Genomic DNA, 20,236 nt, shown 5'->3' with positions numbered 1-20,236 from the left:
TGACCAGCGCTGAAACAGCTGCATGAATTCTGTAATACTAAGAGGCAACTATAGGTTGTATGCGTTTGCGGGTTACCAAAGCATGCGCGATGCCCTGCCTTATCTGCCGCAGGTAGTGCTGGCCAAAGCCCTGACCGATGTGGCCGAAGCTGATGTAAGAAGCTGCCTGCAGCGCGTACCGGAGTCTGGTTTTAAAAACTACCTACAGCCGCTGGCCGGGCAGCAGCACTATTGTTCTGCAAAGCGCTCGTTTATTTCGGCGCTGCAGCTGCTGTATAAAAGCAATGGCTATAGTGCCCGCTACGTGGTAATTGCCCGCGGCTGATCCGCCCAAACTATAGTTTCCTGTTCGTTACCTGTTACCAATTTTAAGATACCTATGGAAGACCGACCGCTCCGCGATAAAAAAGCCATACAACAGCTTTATAACGATGTATTGCCAGCCCTGGCACAACAGGTGCACCAGGGACTGCAACCAGTGCTTGCCCTGTTCGAGAACTTTACCTTAGAGCGCCTGCTCGATACCCGCACCAAAGACCCCGCCGACCCGGAAAAGGAGGTAAGCATAGAGAACGGAAACGTGCAGCTGCTCGGCCTGAAACTGCGCCTGGAGGGCTTCAACAAACCCGGTACTGAACCCTTCGACCTGACCAAAGACCTGCTCTTTAAACTGCACTATAACTACTATGGCGTAGGGCCGGATAAGGAGAACACCTGGCTGGAGAAAAATTACTTAGAGCGCTGGCAAACTGCGGAAACACAAACTATAGCTAGTCAGTTCTGCGATGCTGTAATTGATGGGCTGACCGAAAGGCTGAATAAATAGCCTGTATTTGAGTAAACTTTTTCTTGATTAAAGTAAAATACTCAAATATAGGTATTGTTTGATGTAAGGGTTTACGGTAGCTTGGGTGCCTAAACCTAAACCCTTATTCATGAAAAACTTCAACGCTCTTCTGCTGCTTTTTGTAGCACTTTTCTGTACGGTTACTTTTACATCCTGCCTCGGCGACGACGAAGATGATGAAAAGAGCTGCTACGACGAACTACAGCGCCTGTCGCAGATAGCCAACGAAAAGGCACAGGCCCTCTCTACTAACATGACCACCGCTAACTGCAACGCATTTAAGGAGGCTGCCATCAATTTTTACAACAAGGCTAAGGAGTGTGGGGATAAAAACATGATCGAGTCTGCAGAGCGAAGCAAAGCCATGACCGAAGCCCTGGACTGCAGCGACCTATAGTTTCAGATTCCGATTACCTTTCATTTAACAGCAAGAGTCTCCCGGGCAGCCGGGGGACTTTTTGTTTTGTAATCGACAGGCATTTATAGTTCAGGTGAATATATAGTCTTTTCTATATTATTTACCTATCTTCCATTTTCATCAATCCTAACCAATTTTTTTATGAAACACTTAAACTCATTCCTGCTGCTATTGGTGGCACTTTTCTGCTCAGTTGCCCTAACCTCCTGCCTTGGCGATGACGATGAAGATAAAGGCAAATCCTGCATGGAAGAACTGAATGCGCTGGCAAAGGTGAACTATGAGAAAACGCTGGCCTTCTCGAACGACCCGACACCGGAAAACTGCGAAGCCATGAAAAAGACGGCTACCGATTTCTTTAACAAAGCCAAACAATGCGGTGATGCAAACATGATCCAGGCAGCTGAAGAAAACCTGAATGCCATCAAAGACTGGGACTGCACCGAGCGATAGCTGCCGGATAGCAGTTCTTTTATGATACTATAGCACAGATTCTCCCGCACTTCCGGGAGAATTTTTGTTTTATGGACAGCTTGGTTACCTTCTTTGGCTGACTCAAGCAGAATGATATGACTTGATAATTGTAGATATTTGTAATATCTTAAGAGATGATCTTTCTTTAAAGAGCTACCAGACAAAGAACAACTGCATTGGAAAAAGTCTGGAATTAAAGAATCGATTGACTACTTTCTTTACTGCCCTAACTGCGATGTGTATTCTTCAATTTTAGGAATAGAAGAGCTATAAATAAAAAGCCAGAGAGTTTGCTCTGGCTTTTTATTTACTCATCAATAATAGTATTTAGATTAGACATTACATCTTTGATTATTTCCATCCTTCTAAATCTGTTACTTTTCTTCTGTGTACCCTCATTACTTAATTGTTTATATTCTTCAATTATTCCGTTGAAATATTTAAGAGCCTCGACTTGGGTAGCAGTAAGTTGATCACTAGATTTATCATTAAAAAATAATTTTTCTAGTGTGCCCTTGTCCCCATCATATGCACTAACAAAGCCATGGTAATTATCTATACTCTTTTGATTCACACCACCTTCAGTTTTATAGAAGTAATAAACAGATGTAATCAAAGTATACAAATGGACCTTCTTTTTAAGAAATTTTTTAACCTGTTCATTATCCTTTATGATTTTATCTACTTCATTTAATAAATCATAAAATAATGCTTTGTCTTGCTCTGCCTCATCATACTTAGCATTAAATGAGTCATATGCTTTGTTGATAGCAGACTGGGTAGTTTCTTCTTCAATACCAAGTCTAAAGAATATCAGAATACTACTGATGAACTCAATATCTAACATTCTTCTAAGGTCATAAACATTGAAAGATTCATTACGAGCCCAGAACTCGTTATCTGCTATTTCATTAGCTAACCTAATAAACTCACCTCCGAACTCTGCGTTTCTAAGTTCCTGCGGGTTGAGAGAAGCACTAGTGCTATTTAGCCTTAAAAACATTTTTACAATGTCGTCTCTTCGTACTACTTCTCTAATAAACCGTACAGTAAAAGGGTATTTCCAAATAAGGTTTCGCTCATCTTCTGTTAAAGTAGAAAACTTTTTACCCGCATAGCTCGATGTTTTATTATCTATTGCAGAGACTTTTAACGGGAATTTATCATTAATGAAATCAGCAATAGCTCCTAGCCGTTGTTGACCATCTACAATGCTTAATTTAGTAGACCCCGTTAGTGAATCTGTATCCCTTTCCCATATATATATTTCAGGAATCGCGTAACCAACTAATATTGTTTCTATTAGTCTCATCTGATTCTTGGTTGTCCAAACATAATGTCGTTGAAAGGAATTGTCTACATACAAGAGTTCATTCTTTATCTGGTCTGTTAGCCATTTAACACTCTTTCTCTCTATGTATATATTATCAATAACTTGACTCATTGGATTGTTTTTCTTAATTGGTGTTGGATTTCAGTAATTCCTTTAATGTGATATCTCTCAACTGACTCCCATGAGTCATAAATTCTATAATTTATCTCATGCTTAATGTCAAACAAGGTCTGATAGTCTTTGTTGAACTTTTCAACTTTAGATATCCAGTCTGTTAATGATGGATGAATGGGTTCAGGGTTTTTAATAGAGACAAATCTTCTGAAGATATTATTAGCTATGAACTTATAATCTAGGTTCGCCCTTTGATCATACAAATCAAAGTAAGCATCCCAAAATTTATTATAATAACTATTAGATACTAGCACCAAATCAATATCTGAGTCTTCATCGAAGGTTTTAAACTTTTTAGATGGAGCCAAGCTGTATCCTAACTTACAACTTCCAATAACACAAATATTATTAAAGCTAACACCTAAATTAGATGCAATAAACCTTTTAAAATCATCATAAGATTTTGAATAATTTGGCTTCTTTAGATATTCAGAGAAGTACCACACATCATTTCCCTGAAGATAATTCATGTAAATATCCTTAGGACTTGTTCTTAAAAAATCGGCTTGTACTTTATCTAAATCCATTTGGTTGGACAACTATATATTCAAATATATATTAACTGAAGCTAATATTTATATTTAAAATGAAATCATGTAAATAAATTACATTAAATAATAATTTAATTCCGTTCCCTGTGCTGTCTCATGTAAATAAAAAAAGCCCTGCAGAAATAACATCTGCAGGGCTTTTGTACCTTGGGCCGGAGTCGAACCGGCACGAGTGTAACCTCATTGGTGTTTGAGACCAACGCGTCTACCAATTCCGCCACCAAGGCATTACTTCCTCCCTGATCTGCTATCAGGAACGGGTTGCAAACTTAGATAAAGTTTCCTGAATACGCAACAAGTATTTTTTCTTCAGGTAGTAGGTTTTTACTTCGTCCAGGGCCTCGTCTTTGGTAACTCCGTGCAGCTCAGGGTAGCGCTGTAATACCGGCAGAATGTCGTTGTCGAGCTGGGCAACTATACCGCTTGTTTGCTCGCCTATCTCGTGCAGTTTGGCAGCATCAAAGTCAAACTCCAGTTCCATCAACTCTTCGTTTATCTCCATCATTTCCATCAGGAAACCGGCGGGCAGTTCGTTTTTGCCACCTTCTTCCAGCAGGCCATGATGTTTTAAAATGTACTGCATGCGCAGGTCGGGGTCGGAAAGGGTGCGGTAAGCGTTGGTGTTCTGTGTGCTCAGCTGCAGAATTTCCTGCTGCTTTTCCTGCGGCTCGTTGGCGTAAAAATCCGGATGGTATTCGCGGCTCAGTTTATAGTAAATGTTCTTTAACGCCTTCTCGTCCAGTAAAAAGCTCTCAGGTATATTATAAAATTCGAAGTAATCCATAGTTTCAGTGATCAGTAAACAATTAGCAGTAACCATTAAACAGTTAGCAGTTACCACTACAAAAGTACAGTAAAAGCCACAGTATTGTTCACAACTATAGTTGTTTACCGTTCAATGAAAATTGGTTGCTGTTTACTGTTAATTGCTAACTGTTTACTGTTCAGATGTTAACTGAAATGTTTGACCAGGCCTGTGGTTTGTCGGCGAAAAGGGCTTTGGTGGCTTTCCAGACCTGCCCGAAAAGTTCGGAGTCGCGGTAGTTGTTCAGGTGCTCTTCAGAGTCCCACAAACTATAGGTGCTGTACACGTTGGGGTGGTTCAGGTCCTGCAGCAGCTCCACGTGGTTGCAGCCATCAAACCCGCAGATTTTGTCTTTCGAACTGCGGAAGATCTCCAGAAATTCCTCCGTTCTATCCACCTGAAAAGTCATCCGGACGATGCGAATAAGCATAATTTTGAATAATTGAATATTGAATAACTGAATCAAGAAGTAAAGTTAGGTTTTATACCAGCCTTATTCAATCATTCAGTTATTCAGTCATTCAAAATTCAATCTAATTTCCCGGATAAAAGCGCACGTCAACCTGCGAGTCGAAGCCGAGGCCGAGGAGTTCGGCGGCGTGGCCTTTGTTGATGCCGATACAGAGCTGGTTCTGAGCGTTAAAAATGCAGCAGCATTCGCCGTCGTCTACCTGGGTATAGTTGGGGTAGATGCGGCCTATCGTTTCGCGGCCGAAGTGTATGGTGAAAGTTCTGCCATGGGCTATCGTATCTACGCAGTCGCGGGTAATGTTCGTGATCAGGTTGCCGTAGCGGTCTACGTGTATCACGTGGCCGGTAATGGAGTGGTCGTTCAGGCGCAGCTGGCGGTTCAGGAGCTGGCGCAGTTCGTAAGTGCGTTCGCCTAATACCTCAATGTCGCCGCCTTTGGCCAGGTACACAGCTGCAGGTGCCAGCAGGTCTTTCACCGGGAAAGGCATCAGCGGATTCTCCACGTTCAGCTCCACCACCAGCTCCGGTTGCCCGTCGGTCAGCAGCGACAAAAGCCCGTTATCCGGCAGCAGAAAGTAATGCCCTTTGTGGCGCGCCGCATGAAAACGGCCACTTTTGCTCCCGTGCGAATCCACACCTACCAGATGCACCGTACCTTCCGGAAAATCCTGGTACACCGAGCCCAGCACATACTCCGCGTGCGCTATGTTAAAAGGTTCTATCGCGTGCGTGATGTCAACTATTTTACAGTCAGGGTCTTGCGAAATAAGTTTTGCTTTTACTGCCGCTACGTAGTGGTCAGTATATCCAAAATCAGATATAAACGTAATTACAGCCATCTTTAGAACTATAATTTCAATAGATTTGTAATTATATAAACTAAATTTTCTTTTAAATTAAAGAAATATTACCAACATTCTATATAAGAGCTAAACATTTGGTAGAGAAAGTCATAACCCTCGAAAATATTTCCCTGATCGACTTCCTGGGAACCGAGAATCAGAATATAAAACAACTGGCTGCCGCCTTTCCAAGCAGCAAAATCATATCCAGAGGTAACGAGATAAAAATACAGGGCCAGACGCCCGAGATCACTAAAATCCACGAAATTCTGTCGTCGCTGATAGACCATTACCATAAGTTCGGGAAGATTACGCATAACAGCGTAAATAGATACCTTTCTTCTGATTCTTTTACCGATGAGGAAGTGATCGTAACGTCGCCGGATGTGATTGTGTATGGCTCGAAGGGCGGTGTTATAAAGGCCAAGACCCCGAACCAGCAGAAACTGGTGGATGCCGTGGAGAAGAACGACCTTGTGTTTGCCTTAGGGCCTGCCGGTACGGGTAAAACCTACGTGTCGGTAGCGATGGCGGTGCGTGCCCTCAAGAACAAGGAAGTTAAGAAGATCATCATCTCCAGACCTGTGGTAGAGGCCGGCGAAAGTCTTGGTTTCCTGCCCGGTGATATGAAGGAAAAGGTGGATCCGTATCTGCGCCCGATCTACGATGCTCTGGAAGACATGATACCGGTTGAAAAACTGAAGTATTACCAGGAAAACAAGATCATAGAGATTGCGCCGCTGGCCTATATGCGTGGCCGTACGCTGAACAATGCGTTTGTATTGCTGGACGAAGCCCAGAACACCACGCCAGCCCAGATGAAGATGTTCCTGACCCGTATGGGCCCGAACGCCAAACTGATGGTGAACGGCGACTGGTCGCAGATAGATCTGCCGCGTAACCAGCGCTCCGGCCTGATGGAAGCCCTGACCATTTTGCGCGGTGTAAAAGGCATTGGCGTGGTAGAAATGACGGCCGATGACGTGGTGCGCCACCGTCTGGTAAAAGACATCGTGAATGCCTATACCAAGCTGGAAGAAGAGAAACGTGCCAAGCGCGATGCACAGGCCGAAGAAGATGAGAAAAACGGAGTTGTAAATAACAGACGCGTAAGACAGAACGCGTAATTATAGCTTACATGATCCAGGTTATAAGAGCAGCGCAGGAGCAGGATCGCAAACAAGCTTTTAAGATAAGAGAGCAGGTGTTTGTAGAAGAGCAGAAAGTGCCCCGCGAAGCCGAATACGATACGTTTGAAGATTCTGCCAACCATTACCTGGCAACTATAGACGGCGTACCCTGTGGCGCTGCCCGCTGGCGCACCACCGAAAGTGGCGTGAAGCTGGAGCGCTTTGCGGTGTTGCCCAACTATAGAAACAGGCAGGTAGGGGAGCAGGTGCTGAAAGCGGTGTTGCAGGATGTGCAAACAGAACAACCGGGCAAAAAAGTATATCTGCACGCGCAGTTGCCGGCTGTTAATTTTTACAGGCGTAACGGCTTTGTAACCGAAGGCGATATGTTTACCGAGTGCGATATTCAACACTATAAAATGACACTGGCCGGCTGATGCTGCACTGGGCGCCATATCCCTTCATCCGGATAGCGCTTAGTTTTATAGCGGGCATTTTGCTGTATACCATTATAGGCGAAGGCTTCAGGTTTGCTTCTGAGGTCTTCGCTTTTTTTGTACTGTTGTTTTTTGGGTTGTACCTGTATTCGCGCAGGGTAAAGGCAGCAGATGTAAACACCTGGGTAGGTATAGTTGGTCTGTTCTGCTTTGCCGCATCCGGCTTCTGGCTAACCGAGTTGCGTACGCCGCATCTCAAACCCGATCATCTTACCAACCTGAGAACACCGCCGGCCTATTATACTGGTGTGGTCAGTGATTTTGTGGTACAGAAACCGGGATACCAGCGAACTATAGTTGAGGTGGATAAGGTGCTTGTAAACGGCGAATGGCAGGCAGCAAGCGGGCAGGTGCAGGTAACCGTACCTCACGACACACCCGAAGATTATACTTTTACTTACGGCGATAAACTGTTTATAAAAGGAGCGCCACAGCCTGTTGCGCCGCCGCTTAACCCCGGGCAATTTAACTACAGGGAATACCTGCAGCTCAAAGGTATTTATCACCGCCAGAATTTGCAGGCTCATCAGTTCAGACACATCGGCAACGGCCCGCCCAACCTGCTCCTTTATGCCAGTATAAGCGTGCGCCGCTTTTTCGAAGAGACCATCCGTGAAAAAGTTACTGCCAGACGTGAGCAAAGCATAGCTACCGCCCTGCTGTTAGGGGTGAAAGATGACCTGGACAATGCCGTTCGCGATGCCTATGCCGCCACCGGCACCATGCATGTGCTGGCCGTGTCGGGGATGCATGTGGGGCTGGTGTTTGGCGTATTTCTGCTGCTCCTCAAAAAAGTAATCATGCGCAAAAGTCAGCGGTTGCTGCTGGCCTTGCTGGTACTGGTCCTGCTGTGGGGCTATGGCTTCATGACGGGTTTGTCGCCGTCAGTATTGCGGGCCGTGCTGATGTTTAGTCTGGTGTTGCTGGCGCAGGTGCTGAGCAGGCGGCATAACATTTACAACACACTGGCAGCGACCGCCTTCGCGCTGCTGTGCTTCGATCCGTACATGCTTTTCGATGTGGGTTTCCAGTTGTCTTTTCTGGCGGTAATTGGTATTGCAGCGCTGCATCCGGCCATCTATAGTTTGCTGGATATCAACAACCGTTTTGCCGATGGCGTCTGGGAGCTCTTCTCGATAGCGGTCGCGGCACAGCTCATTACGCTGCCGTTGGGCATCTATTATTTTCACCAATTCCCGGTTTACTTCTGGCTGGCCAATATTGTGGTGGTACCGGCCTCTACACTGGCGCTTTACTTTGGCATGGCCGGGCTGGTGCTGAGCTGGATACCCTACCTCTCTGATCTGCTGTTTTACCTGCACTATGGTTTTCTCTGGGGGATGAACGAGTTCAACCAGCTGCTCATGAACCTGCCGGGCTCGCTAATAAACGGATTGGATATTTCGGCTTTGCAGTCGTGGTTGCTGTATGGTGTGCTGGCCTTGCTCGTGCTGTTCCTGGTACAAAAACAGCTCCGTTACCTGGTAATGGCTACAGCTATAGTTGGTGTGTTATCGGTACAGCAGATCATGGAAACAATAGCGCAGCAGAACCAGAAAAACTGGCGATCTATAGTTTGCGGGGCAGCAGCGCCCTGGGTTTTATAGCTAAACAGCAAGCCATACTCGTAACCGACAGCACGCTACTGGCAGACCGGCAGAACTATAGTTTCAACATCCAGAACCATTTGTGGGAAGCTGGCATCACCGTACCGGCGCTTCACCTGTTTGGGGACCCGGTTGCCATCGCCGGTAAAACTTTACCAGACGGGAACCAACTGCTGGTCTGGCAGGGGAAAAAGATACTGTATCTGCATAAACCGCTAAAGCTACAGCCGGTTTCAACCCTTGAATTAGATTACATTATACTTGCGCAAAATGTCCGGCTGAAACCGGAAGCACTGCAGCCCTTTAAAGCAAAAGCGATAGTACTGGATGGCAGCAATAAACCCTGGTACATCAAACGTATGAAACAGGAGCTGGCAAAGTATAACCTGCCGGTTTATGATGTAACTACCGAAGGGGCAATTGTGGAGGAGTTATAGTTGGTTTTTCTTCACACTCTCCTGCCATTTCGAACATGCCTGAGAAGAGAGTCAATAGGGACCAGCGTAACTGTGAGAAATCTATCTCAAACTATAGTTGCTAAAGACCTAGCAGCGTGCGCAGCTCCTGCTAGCGTCTGGTGCTATAGCTGGCTTTGCCTACCACTTGAACCAAGCCGTTTATTTCATAGCTACATGTAATCCTGGGAGCTCTATGAGCCTATTTTCTTATAGTTCCTTTGGCTCCCTCCTGGGCCGGGAGGCCCCGTCTTCGGGCATCGCGCGGTGTACATTTCCTTTGCTCGTACCTCGCAATGCTTTCAGCACCGGAAATCTACAAGGCGCTCAACCCAAAGACTGAAATCACATTCGATAGCTGCTGCTTTGGCTATAGTTTGCTTATTGTCTCTTGGTTATAGTAAAACTGTTTTACACGTGGTTGTATTTCCGTAGGGACAGGTAAACCTGTCCTGCTCTCGGTCTGTAACTATAGTTTGTGAAATGGCAGATGCAGAGTTCCCCTCCTTGGATAAGGAGGGGTAGGGGTGGTTTGAACTACAACCACTATAGAACTATAGCCTAAACTATAGCTATAGCAGAAAGTCCCCCTTTGAAGGGGGCAGGGGGATGACTAACTGTAACTATAAAACTATGGTAGTCAACTATAGCCAAGCCCAATCCTGAAAATCCATTAATCCTGCAAATCCTGATTCAGACAATCCCCCTCTCAAGAAGGGTAGGGCTGTGTTTGCTATCTATAAAACTATAGCTAAGCTCCTTCCCCTGTTTTTAGGGGAAGGCTGGGAAGGGGTAAATCTCCCGCTCCTGTGCAGGATCAGATAATAAACAGTAACTATAGAACCCAAACTATAACTATAGCCTCAATCATAAAAATCAGTAAAATCCCGTAAATCACTGGACCAAAAAAAGAGACGCAACACCGTGCGTCTCTTCTGAGTCTTCTTATTCCAGTAAATCCCGGGTAAGGGAAAGCTTAGCTTTCGGTTGGGGTTGCGGATGGCGTGGCGTTACCGGACGGGCCACGCTTGTTGCGGTTCCTGTTCCGGTTATTGCGGCGCTTTTTAGGCTTGGTGGCTTCACCTTCGGCAGCTGGCTGTGCTACAGCATGGCGTGCCTCTGCGGTAGCTGTTGTTTGCTCCGGTCTCGGGCCCTTTGGTTTATTACGGTTACGGTTCTTGTTGCGGTCCTGAGGGCGGTTGTGGTTGCCTTGTCCTGGTTTGCTGCCTTCGCGGTGGCGGGTATGGCCTTTTTTAGTCGGGTCATATACCGGGCCAGGGCCGAAGTCTTCCGGTAAAGGCAGCTTCGGAATGTCGCGCTCGATCAGTTGCTCTACGCGGCGCACGCGGTACATGTCGTTCTCGTTCACGAAGGTAATAGCCATACCAGTGGAGGCAGCACGTGCCGTACGGCCCACGCGGTGTACATAATCTTCGGCATCCTGCGGCATATCAAAGTTCAGTACGTGGCTCAGGTTGTCGATGTCGATGCCGCGCGAAAGGATGTCGGTACCAACCAGTATCTGGTATTTACGGTTCTTGAAATCGCGTAGCGCCGCCTCACGCTCATCCTGCGTCATATCCGACTGTATGCCTTCTGCTTCGAAGCCCATCTTCCGCAACGACCTTACGATCTGCGCCACATTCGACTTGCGCGACGTGAAGATGATCATGTTCTGCACATCCAGTTGGCGCAGCAGGTGCTCCAGCAAAGGCAGTTTCTGGTTGTCGTACGTCAGGTACATGCGCTGGTCAATTCCCTCGGCAGGCTTCGATACGGCCAGGTTTATTTCTTCCGGGCTTTTCAGGATCTGCTGAGCCAGGTCGCGGATCTTTTTAGGCATGGTAGCCGAGAACAGCAAGGTCTGGCGTTCTGTTGGCAGCTGGCGCACGATCTTCAGGATGTCGTCCATAAAGCCCATATCCAGCATTTTATCCGCCTCGTCCAGTACCAGGTAGTTCAGTTGGTCCAGCTTTACGTAGCCCAGCGCCATATGCGACATCAGGCGGCCCGGCGTGGCAATAATAATATCAGCCCCACTGGTTAGGGCGCGTTTCTGCTGGTCCCACTCGTCACCTTTGTTACCGCCGTAAATGGCAATAGAGCTGACCGGAGCAAAATAGCCAAGGCCTTCTACCTGCTCATCTATCTGCTTGGCCAGTTCGCGGGTAGGAACCAGAATCAGGGTGCTGGTGTGCGAGGCGTTGGCATGCGAAATCCTGTCGATAAGCGGGAGCAGGTACGCTGCTGTTTTGCCTGTCCCGGTCTGGGCGCAGGCAATCAGGTCTTTTTTCTCTAAAATTAAAGGGATGGCCTGTTGTTGTATAGGCGTAGGCGTGTTATAGCCCATCGATTCTATACCTGTTACAACATCTGCGTGTAAATTAAATGAATGGAAATTCAACGTTGTGTTCTTTATGTCAGTCTGTTATACGCCTGCTACGCAAAGTGCTTCGTATGGCTATGGTAAAGATAAAGTTTTTTTACATTTTTTCTGCACAGCACTTGTCATGCAAGCATCAGCCCGAAAAATATAGTTAGTTATATGTTTATAAAAAATTGAACAATATATTGTGTAGTGCAAAATATAGAATTAGGTATATGTTGCACTTAAGTAGCTGTCAGGTTGATTTTAGGGTGTAAATTTTAATATATTTTGCATTATATATAAAAATAGATATATCTATCTATAAGTGTGTTTATATGAAAAGTTATATTTGTGTGTAACATTTGCTATAGCCGGGCGTAAGATGAGAAAGTGTTTAACACTACCTTATTTTAACACCTTATAATCTCTGAATATGAAAAAGGCTATACAAGAATCACCAAACTTCTACCTGCTGTTAGGAGTGAACATTATCAACGCGATTTTCTTTTTACTATAGTAACCTGCTGCCTGGCAATTTGTTAGCTGGTAAATCCCTCTGCGGAGCAGCACTTCCCCGGCTCCTTGCAGGCAGCTTTTGCGCATCTCTATAGTTTCCGCTCGCATTCTCCAAACCAATTCCTGCTGTTATAGTTGCCTTGCCTGCTGCGTGGGTATATGGTTGTGTTTTATATATTGCAGCCGATCTGGTGCGGGTAGTTGGTTGCTGCCACAAAACCGGGCCTTTATAACAAACCGACCATGATAGGAAAGGATATGCTGGTGCTGGAACTGGCAAGCGTACTGGCCGGGCCAAGCGTAGGGCAGTTTTTTGCAGAGCTTGGTGCCCGCGTCGTTAAAATAGAAAATGCGGCCACAAACGGCGACGTAACCCGGCGCTGGAAGCTCAGCTCCGAACCTGCCGATACCGATACACCTGCCTACTTTTGTGCTGCCAACTGGGGCAAAGAGTCACTGCCGCTAAACCTTTCTGACGCTACCGATCTGCAACACTTTTATGCCCTCGTAAAGCAGGCCGATATTGCAATTGCCAGCTACAAGCCCGGCGATGCCGAAAAACTGCACACAGACTATAGTTCGCTTCAGAAAATAAACCCACGGCTGATCTACGGGCACCTGACAGGCTACGGCACCGACGATAGCCGGGCTGGCTACGATGCGGTTATACAAGCAGAAAGCGGGTTTATGTACCTGAACGGTGAACCCGACGGACTGCCAACCAAAATGCCTGTTGCCTTAATAGATCTACTGGCTGCACATCAGCTGAAAGAAGGCTTGCTGGTTGCTTTATTGCAACGGGAGCGAACAGGGCAGGGGCAGTATGTGCATGTGTCGCTGATGCAGGCAGCCGTGAGTGCCCTTGCAAACCAGGCCACCGGCTGGCTGGTAGCCGGCTACAATCCGCAGCGTATGGGCTCGGGCCACCCCAGCATTGTGCCCTACGGCACGGTTTATACTACCCACGATAACAGGCAACTGGTGCTGGCCATTGGCGACGACCGGCAGTTTGAGCGCTTATGTACTGTGCTGGGAGCTCCGGAAATGGCACATGATGCCAGGTTTAAAACCAACTATAGCCGCGTACAAAACAGGCAGGAACTGAACGAACTGTTAGGCCAGCTCATTGCAAAACATACCCGGCAACAACTTTTAACTGCCCTGCATAAACTGCATGTACCTGCCGGTGCCGTAAACACAGTTGCTGATGTTTTTGAACTGCCGCAAGCCAGGGAGATGCTGCTGGAAAGTCCTGACGCAAAGCCGGGTGTGCGCCAGATCGCGTTTAAAACAGGAGAGGAAGAGCCCCTGCAGCTTACGCCTCCGCCGGCTTACAAAACCTGAGAATGTAACTATAGTTGCAACACCTTCAGAACTATATTTTATAACTCTTTACCAGTTTCTGCTGTAAAATCATTCAAACTACCGAGCATACAAAAACCATGGCAGTATCAGACGAAAGACTTAACGATATTATTAATGGGCTTCACCAGAAATCTGTAACCAAGCAAGCTATTTACCGCAACACAAAAGCTACCTTCGACCGGATGAAGGAAATTGCCCAGGATATAGTAAAGAAACTGACCACCCGCATAACCAAAAAGGACGCTGATGTGATCATCGAATACATAAATATCAGCGAATTCGAGTTTCATGTAAAGTTCTCCGGCGACCTGCTCATGTTCATTATGCACACCAACATTATCACGTTCCCGGAGGATTACGAGCTGATGCGAAACGACTACATAGAGGAAGATTTCAGACGCAGGTTTTTCGGGCATATCATGGCCTACAACTTTATGGCCGATACTATAAAGTATAACCGCATGGACGACCCGGGTTACTTGGTTGGCCGCATGCTGATCAATATTGACCGCCACTTCGTGATTGAAGGCGTGAAGCAGATGGAATTACCTTACGACCGCATCGCTCAGAACGTGATCAACAACAAAACGCTGCGCCTGATCATTGAAAGCGCCATGGTTGCTGCTGTAAACAACGATCTGATGGGCCAGGACGTGAGCGAAATTGAGCGTATCACCCTAAAACAGAAACAGGAAAACGTGATCACACAGCCACGAAAATTAGGCTTCCAGGTGAGCTCCACGCTTACACATTAACGATAGATTCTGACTATACGGCTGGCTATAGTTGTGCCAGCTAAAATTACCGGTAAAGGGGAATGTGCTGTCTGTAGTTCAGTGCGTTCCCTTTTGCTATAGTTGGGATATAAGTTTGCGCTGCTATTAACAACCAGTAAAGTAGAGTTTCGTTATAAATAATTGACATACTGATTGTTATGTAGCTGTGATCCTCCCCGGGTTTGAGCTCTACCTAAAATCCCTGCTCTGCTGAAGAGTACCTGCCTTCTGATTTGCTTTTGTCCCTCTGCTGGTAAAACTAAATCTGAACTATGAAAAAAAATTATTGGCCTAAGATGTGCGTGCTGTTGCTTGCGCTGGCAGCCTGCGACAGCAACGACGAGGTACCCGACCCGAACCGGGATACCGTGGCTCCCCAGATCACCATTACTTCTCCTATAGCAGATGATACGTACTTAGCGATCGGCCTTGTGATCATTAGAGCAACTGCCACCGATGGGGAGGGCATTAAAGAAATGAGGCTGTTTCTGGAAGATCGTGCTGGTAAACGGATTCCTATTGATGTGCAGGATGATGGACGGGAGATTACCGCAAAGGAAAGGAATATAAACCAGGTGATACAGCCCGGCGTTGCTGCCTCCGGTTTGTACAAACTTGTAGTGGAAGCCGAGGACCATTACCAGAATGTTTCCAGCAGATCGGTGGAAATCAATCTTATCACTGAAGATCTCGCGCAGCTCAATTTTTATACGGCATTCACTACAACTGGCTGGTTTGAGCTGGCAGACGGTAACCAGGACGATCTGAACTTATCTGATTTCAACCTGGCCTTTTATACTATACTAAACAGGAACAGCTGGGACTATAACATTGAGCCTGACTTTGTGAATACGTTTGGGATGGATTTCGGCGGGCACCTCCAACTATGGACAACGCTGGATACAAATAAAAACGAATACCTCGAGTACAGCGAATTTGAACAGGGAATGGAGGACCTTAACTTTTTTGAGCGGTGGGATATCGACAAAAATGAACTTATATCAGAGAATGAGCTGACAGATGGGGTTGGCGCACTTTGGGATGAAAATAATGACAAGGAAGTGACTGCAGATGAGTTTAAAGAGAAAATAATGAAGTATTTTTTACCCTAAGGTAACTATAGCAAGTCCCGGCTATAGTTCTGTAACCGGGACCTGCTATAGTTTTTTATACTTCAGCGGGTTGTGCTGCTTTTAGTCTGAGCAGGGCTTTCTCCAGGGCTGGCAGTGCAGCCAGCAGCTCTTTAAAATCAGAGATCAGGAAGTACTGGCTCTGGAAAGTCTCTTTAATATAAGGCGTGTTCAGGATCTGTTCCACATCAAACCCAAACTTCACACTTTCCTCCGAAACAGACAGGTTGCTTTCACCTACCGACGACAGAATACCCGCGCCATAGATCTGTGCTTTGCCATTCCGGTTGAACAGGCCGAACTCGATGGTGTACCAGTAAATGCGCGTTAAAAGGTCTATTACATCGGGGCGGTCGGTAAACTGCAGGGCCAGCTGCGAGAGCTTAGCCAGGAACTGGCAGTACACCGGAATGGTAAGCAGCGGCACATGGCCAAACACATCATGAAACATATCCGGCTCCTCCAGGTAATCCAGCTGGTCCATGTTCCGGATCCAGACGGTGGCCGGAAATTTATGATCTGCTATCAACTGAAAGAAAAGAACATCGTCCACAATGCCGGGGGCTGCTACCACTTTAAAGCCGGTCAGTGGTTTCAGGCGCTTGTTCACTTCCACAAAATCGGGGATGCGGTCGCGGTCGAAACCTACTTTCTCCAGCCCTTCAAAAAACTCGGGAATGGCTTTGCCCTGCAGGTTCTGGTACTGTCGCTCAAAAAGGATGGTCCAAACGGTATGGTTCTCGGTGGTGTAGTTGCTGTAGTGCTGTGTCAGGTTCATGGTACTTTAGATTATAGTTTACAAATGGGTATAAATGAAAAAAGCAGAGCTTTCGCTCTGCTTTCGATATCACTATAGGTATAACCTTGCGGTTTACTTTTTACAAATTGTAACAGGTGTGATTGCCAAAGAGAGCGCAGCGCAGGCGGCGATAATAATAGCGGTAATAGCTATAGATGCTCTGGCAATAAGTATAGGCAATATGCAGCAGCTCCTGGCCAACAGAGGTCGGCAGGGTAAGTGTGATTGCTATGGGAGCTGGTTGGTGCATGTGTTTATCTGTATTGCAAATATGGGAGATATTTCCGGATTTGCAAGTACTGTTACGTGAAGGTCGGAAATTTAGCTAAAAAAAGCGCTGCCCCGGGTTTACCTGAACAGCGCTCTGCTATAGTTGCAATCGGTTATAGTTACATCAGTTCGGCCAGCTCCAGCCAGCGGAATTCCTTCTCTTCTAATTGTTCGTTAATCGTTTCCAGTTCGGTAGCCCAGGCGGTTAATTGCGCGTGGTCGGTGGTGGTGCCGGCGTTCATCAGCTCTATAATCTCTGATTTGCGGGCTTCCAGCCTGGCAATGTCTTTCTCTAACTGCTCGTATTCCTTTTTCTCGTTGTAGGTGGCTTTGCGTTTTGCCTGCGCAGGTTCTTCTTTTTTCTCGGGAGCAGGGGCGGCAACTATAGTTTTAACTTCCGGTTCCTGTTTGCCCTGTTCCTTCTGCCACTCGCGGTAGTCGGTATAGTTGCCCGGGAAGTTGCGGATCTTGCCTTCGCCCTCGAATACAAATAAATGCTCTACCAAACGGTCCATAAAGTAGCGGTCGTGGCTGACGATAAGCAGGCAGCCACCAAAGTTCAGCAGGAAGTCTTCCAATATGTTGAGCGTAATAATGTCCAGGTCGTTGGTAGGCTCATCCAGTATCAGGAAGTTCGGGTTTTTGATAAGCACGCGTAGCAACTGCAGACGACGCTTTTCGCCACCGCTCAGCTTATTAACCATGGTATATTGCTGCGCCGGCGCAAACTGGAAATGCTGCAGAAACTGGCTGGCTGTAATTACTTCGCCGTTGGCCATTTCCACTACTTCGGCAATCTCCTTGGCAATATCAATAACGCGCTGTCCTTCTTTAAACGTAAGCTCCTCCTGGGTATAGTAACCGAAAACAGTGGTCTGGCCGGCATCAATTGTTCCGCTGTCGGGTTGCAGTTTGCCTACCAGCATGTTCAGGAAAGTAGATTTGCCGGCACCGTTCGGGCCAACTATACCAATGCGGTCCTTCTTCTTGAACACATAACTAAAGTCATCCACAATCTTTTTGCTACCAAACGACTTCGAGATATGATCTACTTCAATGATCTTGCCGCCCTGGCGCGTGGTTTTCACCGATAGTTCCAGTTGCGGGCCACTCACTTTTTTTGCCGCTTTCTCTTTCAGTTCCTCAAAGGCATCAACCCGGTACTTGGCTTTGGTACCACGTGCTTTTGGCTGACGGCGAATCCAGTCGAGTTCTTTGCGCATCAGGTTGCGGGCTTTCTCGGTTTCGGCCGCGGCCATTTCCTCTCTCGATGCTTTCTTCTCTACAAAATAGCTATAGTTGCCTTTGTACGTGTATAGTTCGCCGTTGTCCAGTTCTGCAATTTCGTTGGCTACCTTGTCCAGGAAATAACGGTCGTGGGTTACCATCAGCAGGGTAGTGTTCTGGGTAGAGAGCAGGTTCTCGAGCCATTCGATCGTGTCCAGGTCCAGGTGGTTGGTCGGTTCGTCCAGTATCAGCATGGTGGGCTCTTCAATCAGTACGCGGGCCATGGCCACACGCTTGCGCTGCCCTCCGGATAAATGGCTGATCTTGTTCTCGAGGTTATGAATGCCCAGTTTGGACAGGATCTGTTTTACTTTTAGCTCAAAGTCCCAGGCCTGCAGTTCATCCATCCGTTCCATAATGCGCTGCATCTTGTCTGGGCTGGTAGCAGGGTTCTCCAGGGCAACTTCGTACTCACGTATGGCATCCAGCACATCGCTCTGTCCCGAAAATATAGTTTGCTGCACGGTCAGGTTCTCGTCAAACTCAGGGTTCTGTCCTAAAAAGCCAATGCTCACTTCCCTGCGCACGCTTACAATGCCTTCGTCGGGCGGAATTTTGCCTGCAAGCACATTCAGTAACGTGGTTTTTCCGGAGCCGTTTACACCAACCAGTGCCACACGCTGCCCCTGGCTGATGCCAAAGTTCAGGTTTTTGAACAGCCAGCGGTCACCGTAGCTTTTTGCTATATTTTCTGCGGATAGGTAATTCATAAAGCAAAGTTAAGGTATTTCTGACGGAAGGAGGTAAAATTAAACAGGCCAACCGATAAGGCTGGCCTGTTTTTAAACTAATGTAGCTTGTTCTTAAAAGTTTCGGATATGATCCGGGGTGGTATGCTCTGCCCTGTAACTACGGCTTGGTACGCGGTGCGTGGTAAGCGAAGCCAGGATAGAGAAAATACCTACGATCAGGTGCGGTAAAAACACACGATCGGCAAATCCGAACATCCACGGCGACAGCGCCAGCAGCACACCCAGACTAAAATCAACTATAAGATGGCTCTGCATGGGTATGCGGCGAACCAATCCAACTTCAAAGTCGGTAAACACGGTCTGCAGCAAAGTGGCAAGGCCGGCAATTACCATCGTCCAGGTGGCATAGTCGTTGTCCGAAAAATCAAGGATCCACGGTGCTATGATCATAAAGATACCTACTATATAGTCCAATACTCCGTGGAAACGGGTTGGGATAAATCGCATATTATACTCCTTTCTTGTTGATACTCAGGTATAGGTATACGAGTCCCGTAAAAGGATGTGGCAATATTTTGTACAATTTTTTTAGGAAAAGCCCTAATCAGATACAACTACCGTACGTGCAAAATAATCATGAAATGTCTGGTTGCGGCGGGTGGTCAGCATCAGCAGAAAACCAAGGCAAACCGGTGCAATGGATAAAAGCTTGCTGAAGTAGCGGAGATTGGCCTGCCAGAAGCTGATGCGTTTGCCACGCAGGTCGGTCACTTTAAGGCCAAGCGTAAATTTGCCTATCGTTGCCTGCTTCATCGACGACTCGAGTACGGTATAATACAGCCAGTGCACGGCCGGGAAGTACACGTTAAAGAACAATACCTTGCCAATAAGCAGCAATTCCGAAAAACTGATGCCATCGGAGTGCATCGATTTATCCCAGGAGCTGATGTGCTGGGCATTGCTGCCTGCTGAATAAAAGATAATGGTATAAAAGAACACCAGTAAGGTCGTATCAACCAGAAAAGCCACAAAACGACTGGTCAGGCTGCCGTACAGGGATGAACGCTTTATAGTAGGTGCGGGCAAGGTAAGAGCTGTTTGCATAAGGGTCTTTTTATCTAACTATCCGGGAAATAAAAAATAGTATAGTCTGACTGTGTGCACATAAACTATGCAGTAGGTTCACCTTTGGCAGGCTGCTATCTGGCTAAGACAACAGTTGTGGAATCTAAATTCAGTTAAATATAACTTTTAGTTTAAAATTTACAAAGAAATTGATAAAAGTTATACTATTGTTTTTGTTATTGTAATATACTTGTTGCAAATGTAACTGAGTTAAGTTTTATATAATTCAAAAAGGTTGCCCAACTTTGTGAACACACATATTTTACGGGTAAACGGCATATAAATCGGTTTTTAAGTAATTTCG

22 protein-coding genes and 1 tRNA gene are annotated in these 20,236 nt (G+C 46.5%); 12 read left to right on the top strand and 11 right to left on the bottom strand.

Translation table 11 applies throughout. The features are described from left to right. Positions 1 to 22 precede the first annotated feature (22 nt). From H7F15_RS15310 to H7F15_RS15295, 4 genes are all read left to right on the top strand, one after another. Positions 23 to 325 carry a hypothetical protein gene (locus tag H7F15_RS15310; RefSeq protein ID WP_185197866.1) on the top strand — a complete coding sequence of 101 codons (303 nt, stop codon included), beginning with the start codon at positions 23 to 25 and terminating at the stop codon, positions 323 to 325. Between the two features lie 54 nt (positions 326 to 379). Beyond that, the gene (locus tag H7F15_RS15305) at positions 380 to 826 is read left to right on the top strand and encodes a hypothetical protein (protein ID WP_185197865.1); all 447 of its coding nucleotides are present in this window, start codon (positions 380 to 382) and stop codon (positions 824 to 826) included. Positions 827 to 935: 109 nt separating this feature from the next. After that, positions 936 to 1,244, top strand: coding sequence for a hypothetical protein (locus tag H7F15_RS15300; protein ID WP_185197864.1), 309 nt, complete (start codon positions 936 to 938; stop codon positions 1,242 to 1,244). Positions 1,245 to 1,406: 162 nt separating this feature from the next. Continuing rightward, a complete protein-coding gene (locus tag H7F15_RS15295; protein WP_185197863.1) occupies positions 1,407 to 1,718 on the top strand; it encodes a hypothetical protein in 312 nt (103 codons plus the stop codon). A 328-nt stretch (positions 1,719 to 2,046) separates the two neighbouring features. On the opposite strand, the gene H7F15_RS15290 is transcribed toward H7F15_RS15295, so the two are convergent. From H7F15_RS15290 to H7F15_RS15265, 6 genes are all read right to left on the bottom strand, one after another. Continuing rightward, on the bottom strand, positions 2,047 to 3,183 hold the full coding sequence (locus H7F15_RS15290; protein ID WP_185197862.1) for a DUF262 domain-containing protein: 1,137 nt from the start codon (positions 3,181 to 3,183) through the stop codon (positions 2,047 to 2,049). Next, on the bottom strand, positions 3,180 to 3,773 hold the full coding sequence (locus H7F15_RS15285) for a hypothetical protein (RefSeq protein ID WP_185197861.1): 594 nt from the start codon (positions 3,771 to 3,773) through the stop codon (positions 3,180 to 3,182). The genes H7F15_RS15290 and H7F15_RS15285 overlap by 4 nt, the downstream gene beginning before the upstream one ends. A gap of 167 nt (positions 3,774 to 3,940) precedes the next feature. After that, positions 3,941 to 4,024, bottom strand: a tRNA-Leu gene (locus H7F15_RS15280). 23 nt (positions 4,025 to 4,047) lie between these two features. Continuing rightward, positions 4,048 to 4,581 (bottom strand): Fe-S protein assembly co-chaperone HscB, encoded by a 534-nt coding sequence (gene hscB / locus H7F15_RS15275; RefSeq protein WP_185197860.1) that lies wholly within the window; start codon positions 4,579 to 4,581, stop codon positions 4,048 to 4,050. Positions 4,582 to 4,741: 160 nt separating this feature from the next. Continuing rightward, entirely contained in the window at positions 4,742 to 5,032 is a 291-nt protein-coding gene (locus tag H7F15_RS15270) for a putative quinol monooxygenase (RefSeq protein WP_185197859.1), read from the bottom strand. A gap of 103 nt (positions 5,033 to 5,135) precedes the next feature. Beyond that, a complete protein-coding gene (locus H7F15_RS15265; RefSeq protein WP_185197858.1) occupies positions 5,136 to 5,912 on the bottom strand; it encodes an S-adenosyl-l-methionine hydroxide adenosyltransferase family protein in 777 nt (258 codons plus the stop codon). A gap of 98 nt (positions 5,913 to 6,010) precedes the next feature. Between H7F15_RS15265 and H7F15_RS15260 the strand changes: the two genes are divergently transcribed. Genes H7F15_RS15260 through H7F15_RS19560 form a run of 4 tightly spaced genes read left to right on the top strand, consistent with a single transcriptional unit; the run spans position 6,011 to position 9,586 of the window. After that, the gene (locus tag H7F15_RS15260; RefSeq protein ID WP_185197857.1) at positions 6,011 to 7,042 is read left to right on the top strand and encodes a PhoH family protein; all 1,032 of its coding nucleotides are present in this window, start codon (positions 6,011 to 6,013) and stop codon (positions 7,040 to 7,042) included. An 11-nt stretch (positions 7,043 to 7,053) separates the two neighbouring features. Further along, a complete protein-coding gene (locus H7F15_RS15255; protein ID WP_185197856.1) occupies positions 7,054 to 7,482 on the top strand; it encodes a GNAT family N-acetyltransferase in 429 nt (142 codons plus the stop codon). Between the two features lie 59 nt (positions 7,483 to 7,541). Continuing rightward, positions 7,542 to 9,149, top strand: a complete 1,608-nt coding sequence (locus tag H7F15_RS15250; protein ID WP_255481276.1) for a ComEC/Rec2 family competence protein — start codon at positions 7,542 to 7,544, stop codon at positions 9,147 to 9,149. After that, a complete protein-coding gene (locus tag H7F15_RS19560) occupies positions 9,119 to 9,586 on the top strand; it encodes a hypothetical protein (protein WP_255481275.1) in 468 nt (155 codons plus the stop codon). Before H7F15_RS15250 ends, H7F15_RS19560 begins: the two co-directional genes overlap by 31 nt. Before the next feature lie 994 nt (positions 9,587 to 10,580). Here the strand turns inward: H7F15_RS19560 and H7F15_RS15245 are convergent. Beyond that, positions 10,581 to 11,954 carry a DEAD/DEAH box helicase gene (locus H7F15_RS15245; protein WP_185198003.1) on the bottom strand — a complete coding sequence of 458 codons (1,374 nt, stop codon included), beginning with the start codon at positions 11,952 to 11,954 and terminating at the stop codon, positions 10,581 to 10,583. Positions 11,955 to 12,731: 777 nt separating this feature from the next. Here H7F15_RS15245 and H7F15_RS15240 point away from each other — a divergent pair. The 3 genes from H7F15_RS15240 (at position 12,732) to H7F15_RS15230 (ending at position 15,741) form a co-directional block, all read left to right on the top strand. Continuing rightward, positions 12,732 to 13,832: a CaiB/BaiF CoA-transferase family protein gene (locus tag H7F15_RS15240; protein ID WP_255481274.1), complete on the top strand. Its 1,101-nt coding sequence runs from the start codon at positions 12,732 to 12,734 to the stop codon at positions 13,830 to 13,832. A gap of 98 nt (positions 13,833 to 13,930) precedes the next feature. Further along, on the top strand, positions 13,931 to 14,608 hold the full coding sequence (locus tag H7F15_RS15235; RefSeq protein WP_185197855.1) for a hypothetical protein: 678 nt from the start codon (positions 13,931 to 13,933) through the stop codon (positions 14,606 to 14,608). 293 nt (positions 14,609 to 14,901) lie between these two features. Then, the gene (locus tag H7F15_RS15230; RefSeq protein ID WP_185197854.1) at positions 14,902 to 15,741 is read left to right on the top strand and encodes an Ig-like domain-containing protein; all 840 of its coding nucleotides are present in this window, start codon (positions 14,902 to 14,904) and stop codon (positions 15,739 to 15,741) included. A gap of 55 nt (positions 15,742 to 15,796) precedes the next feature. Here the strand turns inward: H7F15_RS15230 and H7F15_RS15225 are convergent, their stop codons facing one another. Further along, the gene (locus H7F15_RS15225) at positions 15,797 to 16,537 is read right to left on the bottom strand and encodes a phenylalanine 4-monooxygenase (RefSeq protein WP_185197853.1); all 741 of its coding nucleotides are present in this window, start codon (positions 16,535 to 16,537) and stop codon (positions 15,797 to 15,799) included. A gap of 34 nt (positions 16,538 to 16,571) precedes the next feature. On the opposite strand from H7F15_RS15225, the gene H7F15_RS15220 reads away from it, so the two are divergent. After that, on the top strand, positions 16,572 to 16,868 hold the full coding sequence (locus tag H7F15_RS15220) for a hypothetical protein (RefSeq protein ID WP_185197852.1): 297 nt from the start codon (positions 16,572 to 16,574) through the stop codon (positions 16,866 to 16,868). A 79-nt stretch (positions 16,869 to 16,947) separates the two neighbouring features. On the opposite strand, the gene H7F15_RS15215 is transcribed toward H7F15_RS15220, so the two are convergent. The 3 genes from H7F15_RS15215 to H7F15_RS15205 form a co-directional block, all read right to left on the bottom strand. Next, entirely contained in the window at positions 16,948 to 18,825 is a 1,878-nt protein-coding gene (locus H7F15_RS15215; RefSeq protein WP_185197851.1) for an ABC-F family ATP-binding cassette domain-containing protein, read from the bottom strand. A gap of 93 nt (positions 18,826 to 18,918) precedes the next feature. Further along, a complete protein-coding gene (locus H7F15_RS15210) occupies positions 18,919 to 19,314 on the bottom strand; it encodes an SPW repeat protein (protein WP_185197850.1) in 396 nt (131 codons plus the stop codon). A 93-nt stretch (positions 19,315 to 19,407) separates the two neighbouring features. Continuing rightward, positions 19,408 to 19,911 carry an RDD family protein gene (locus tag H7F15_RS15205; protein ID WP_255481273.1) on the bottom strand — a complete coding sequence of 168 codons (504 nt, stop codon included), beginning with the start codon at positions 19,909 to 19,911 and terminating at the stop codon, positions 19,408 to 19,410. Positions 19,912 to 20,236 lie beyond the last annotated feature (325 nt).

The organism is Pontibacter sp. Tf4, assembly GCF_014212495.1.
In the GTDB taxonomy this organism is placed as follows: Bacteria; Bacteroidota; Bacteroidia; order Cytophagales; family Hymenobacteraceae; genus Pontibacter.
Note: the sequence above shows the minus strand (reverse complement) of the source record. Positions and strands in the feature narration are given on the sequence as shown.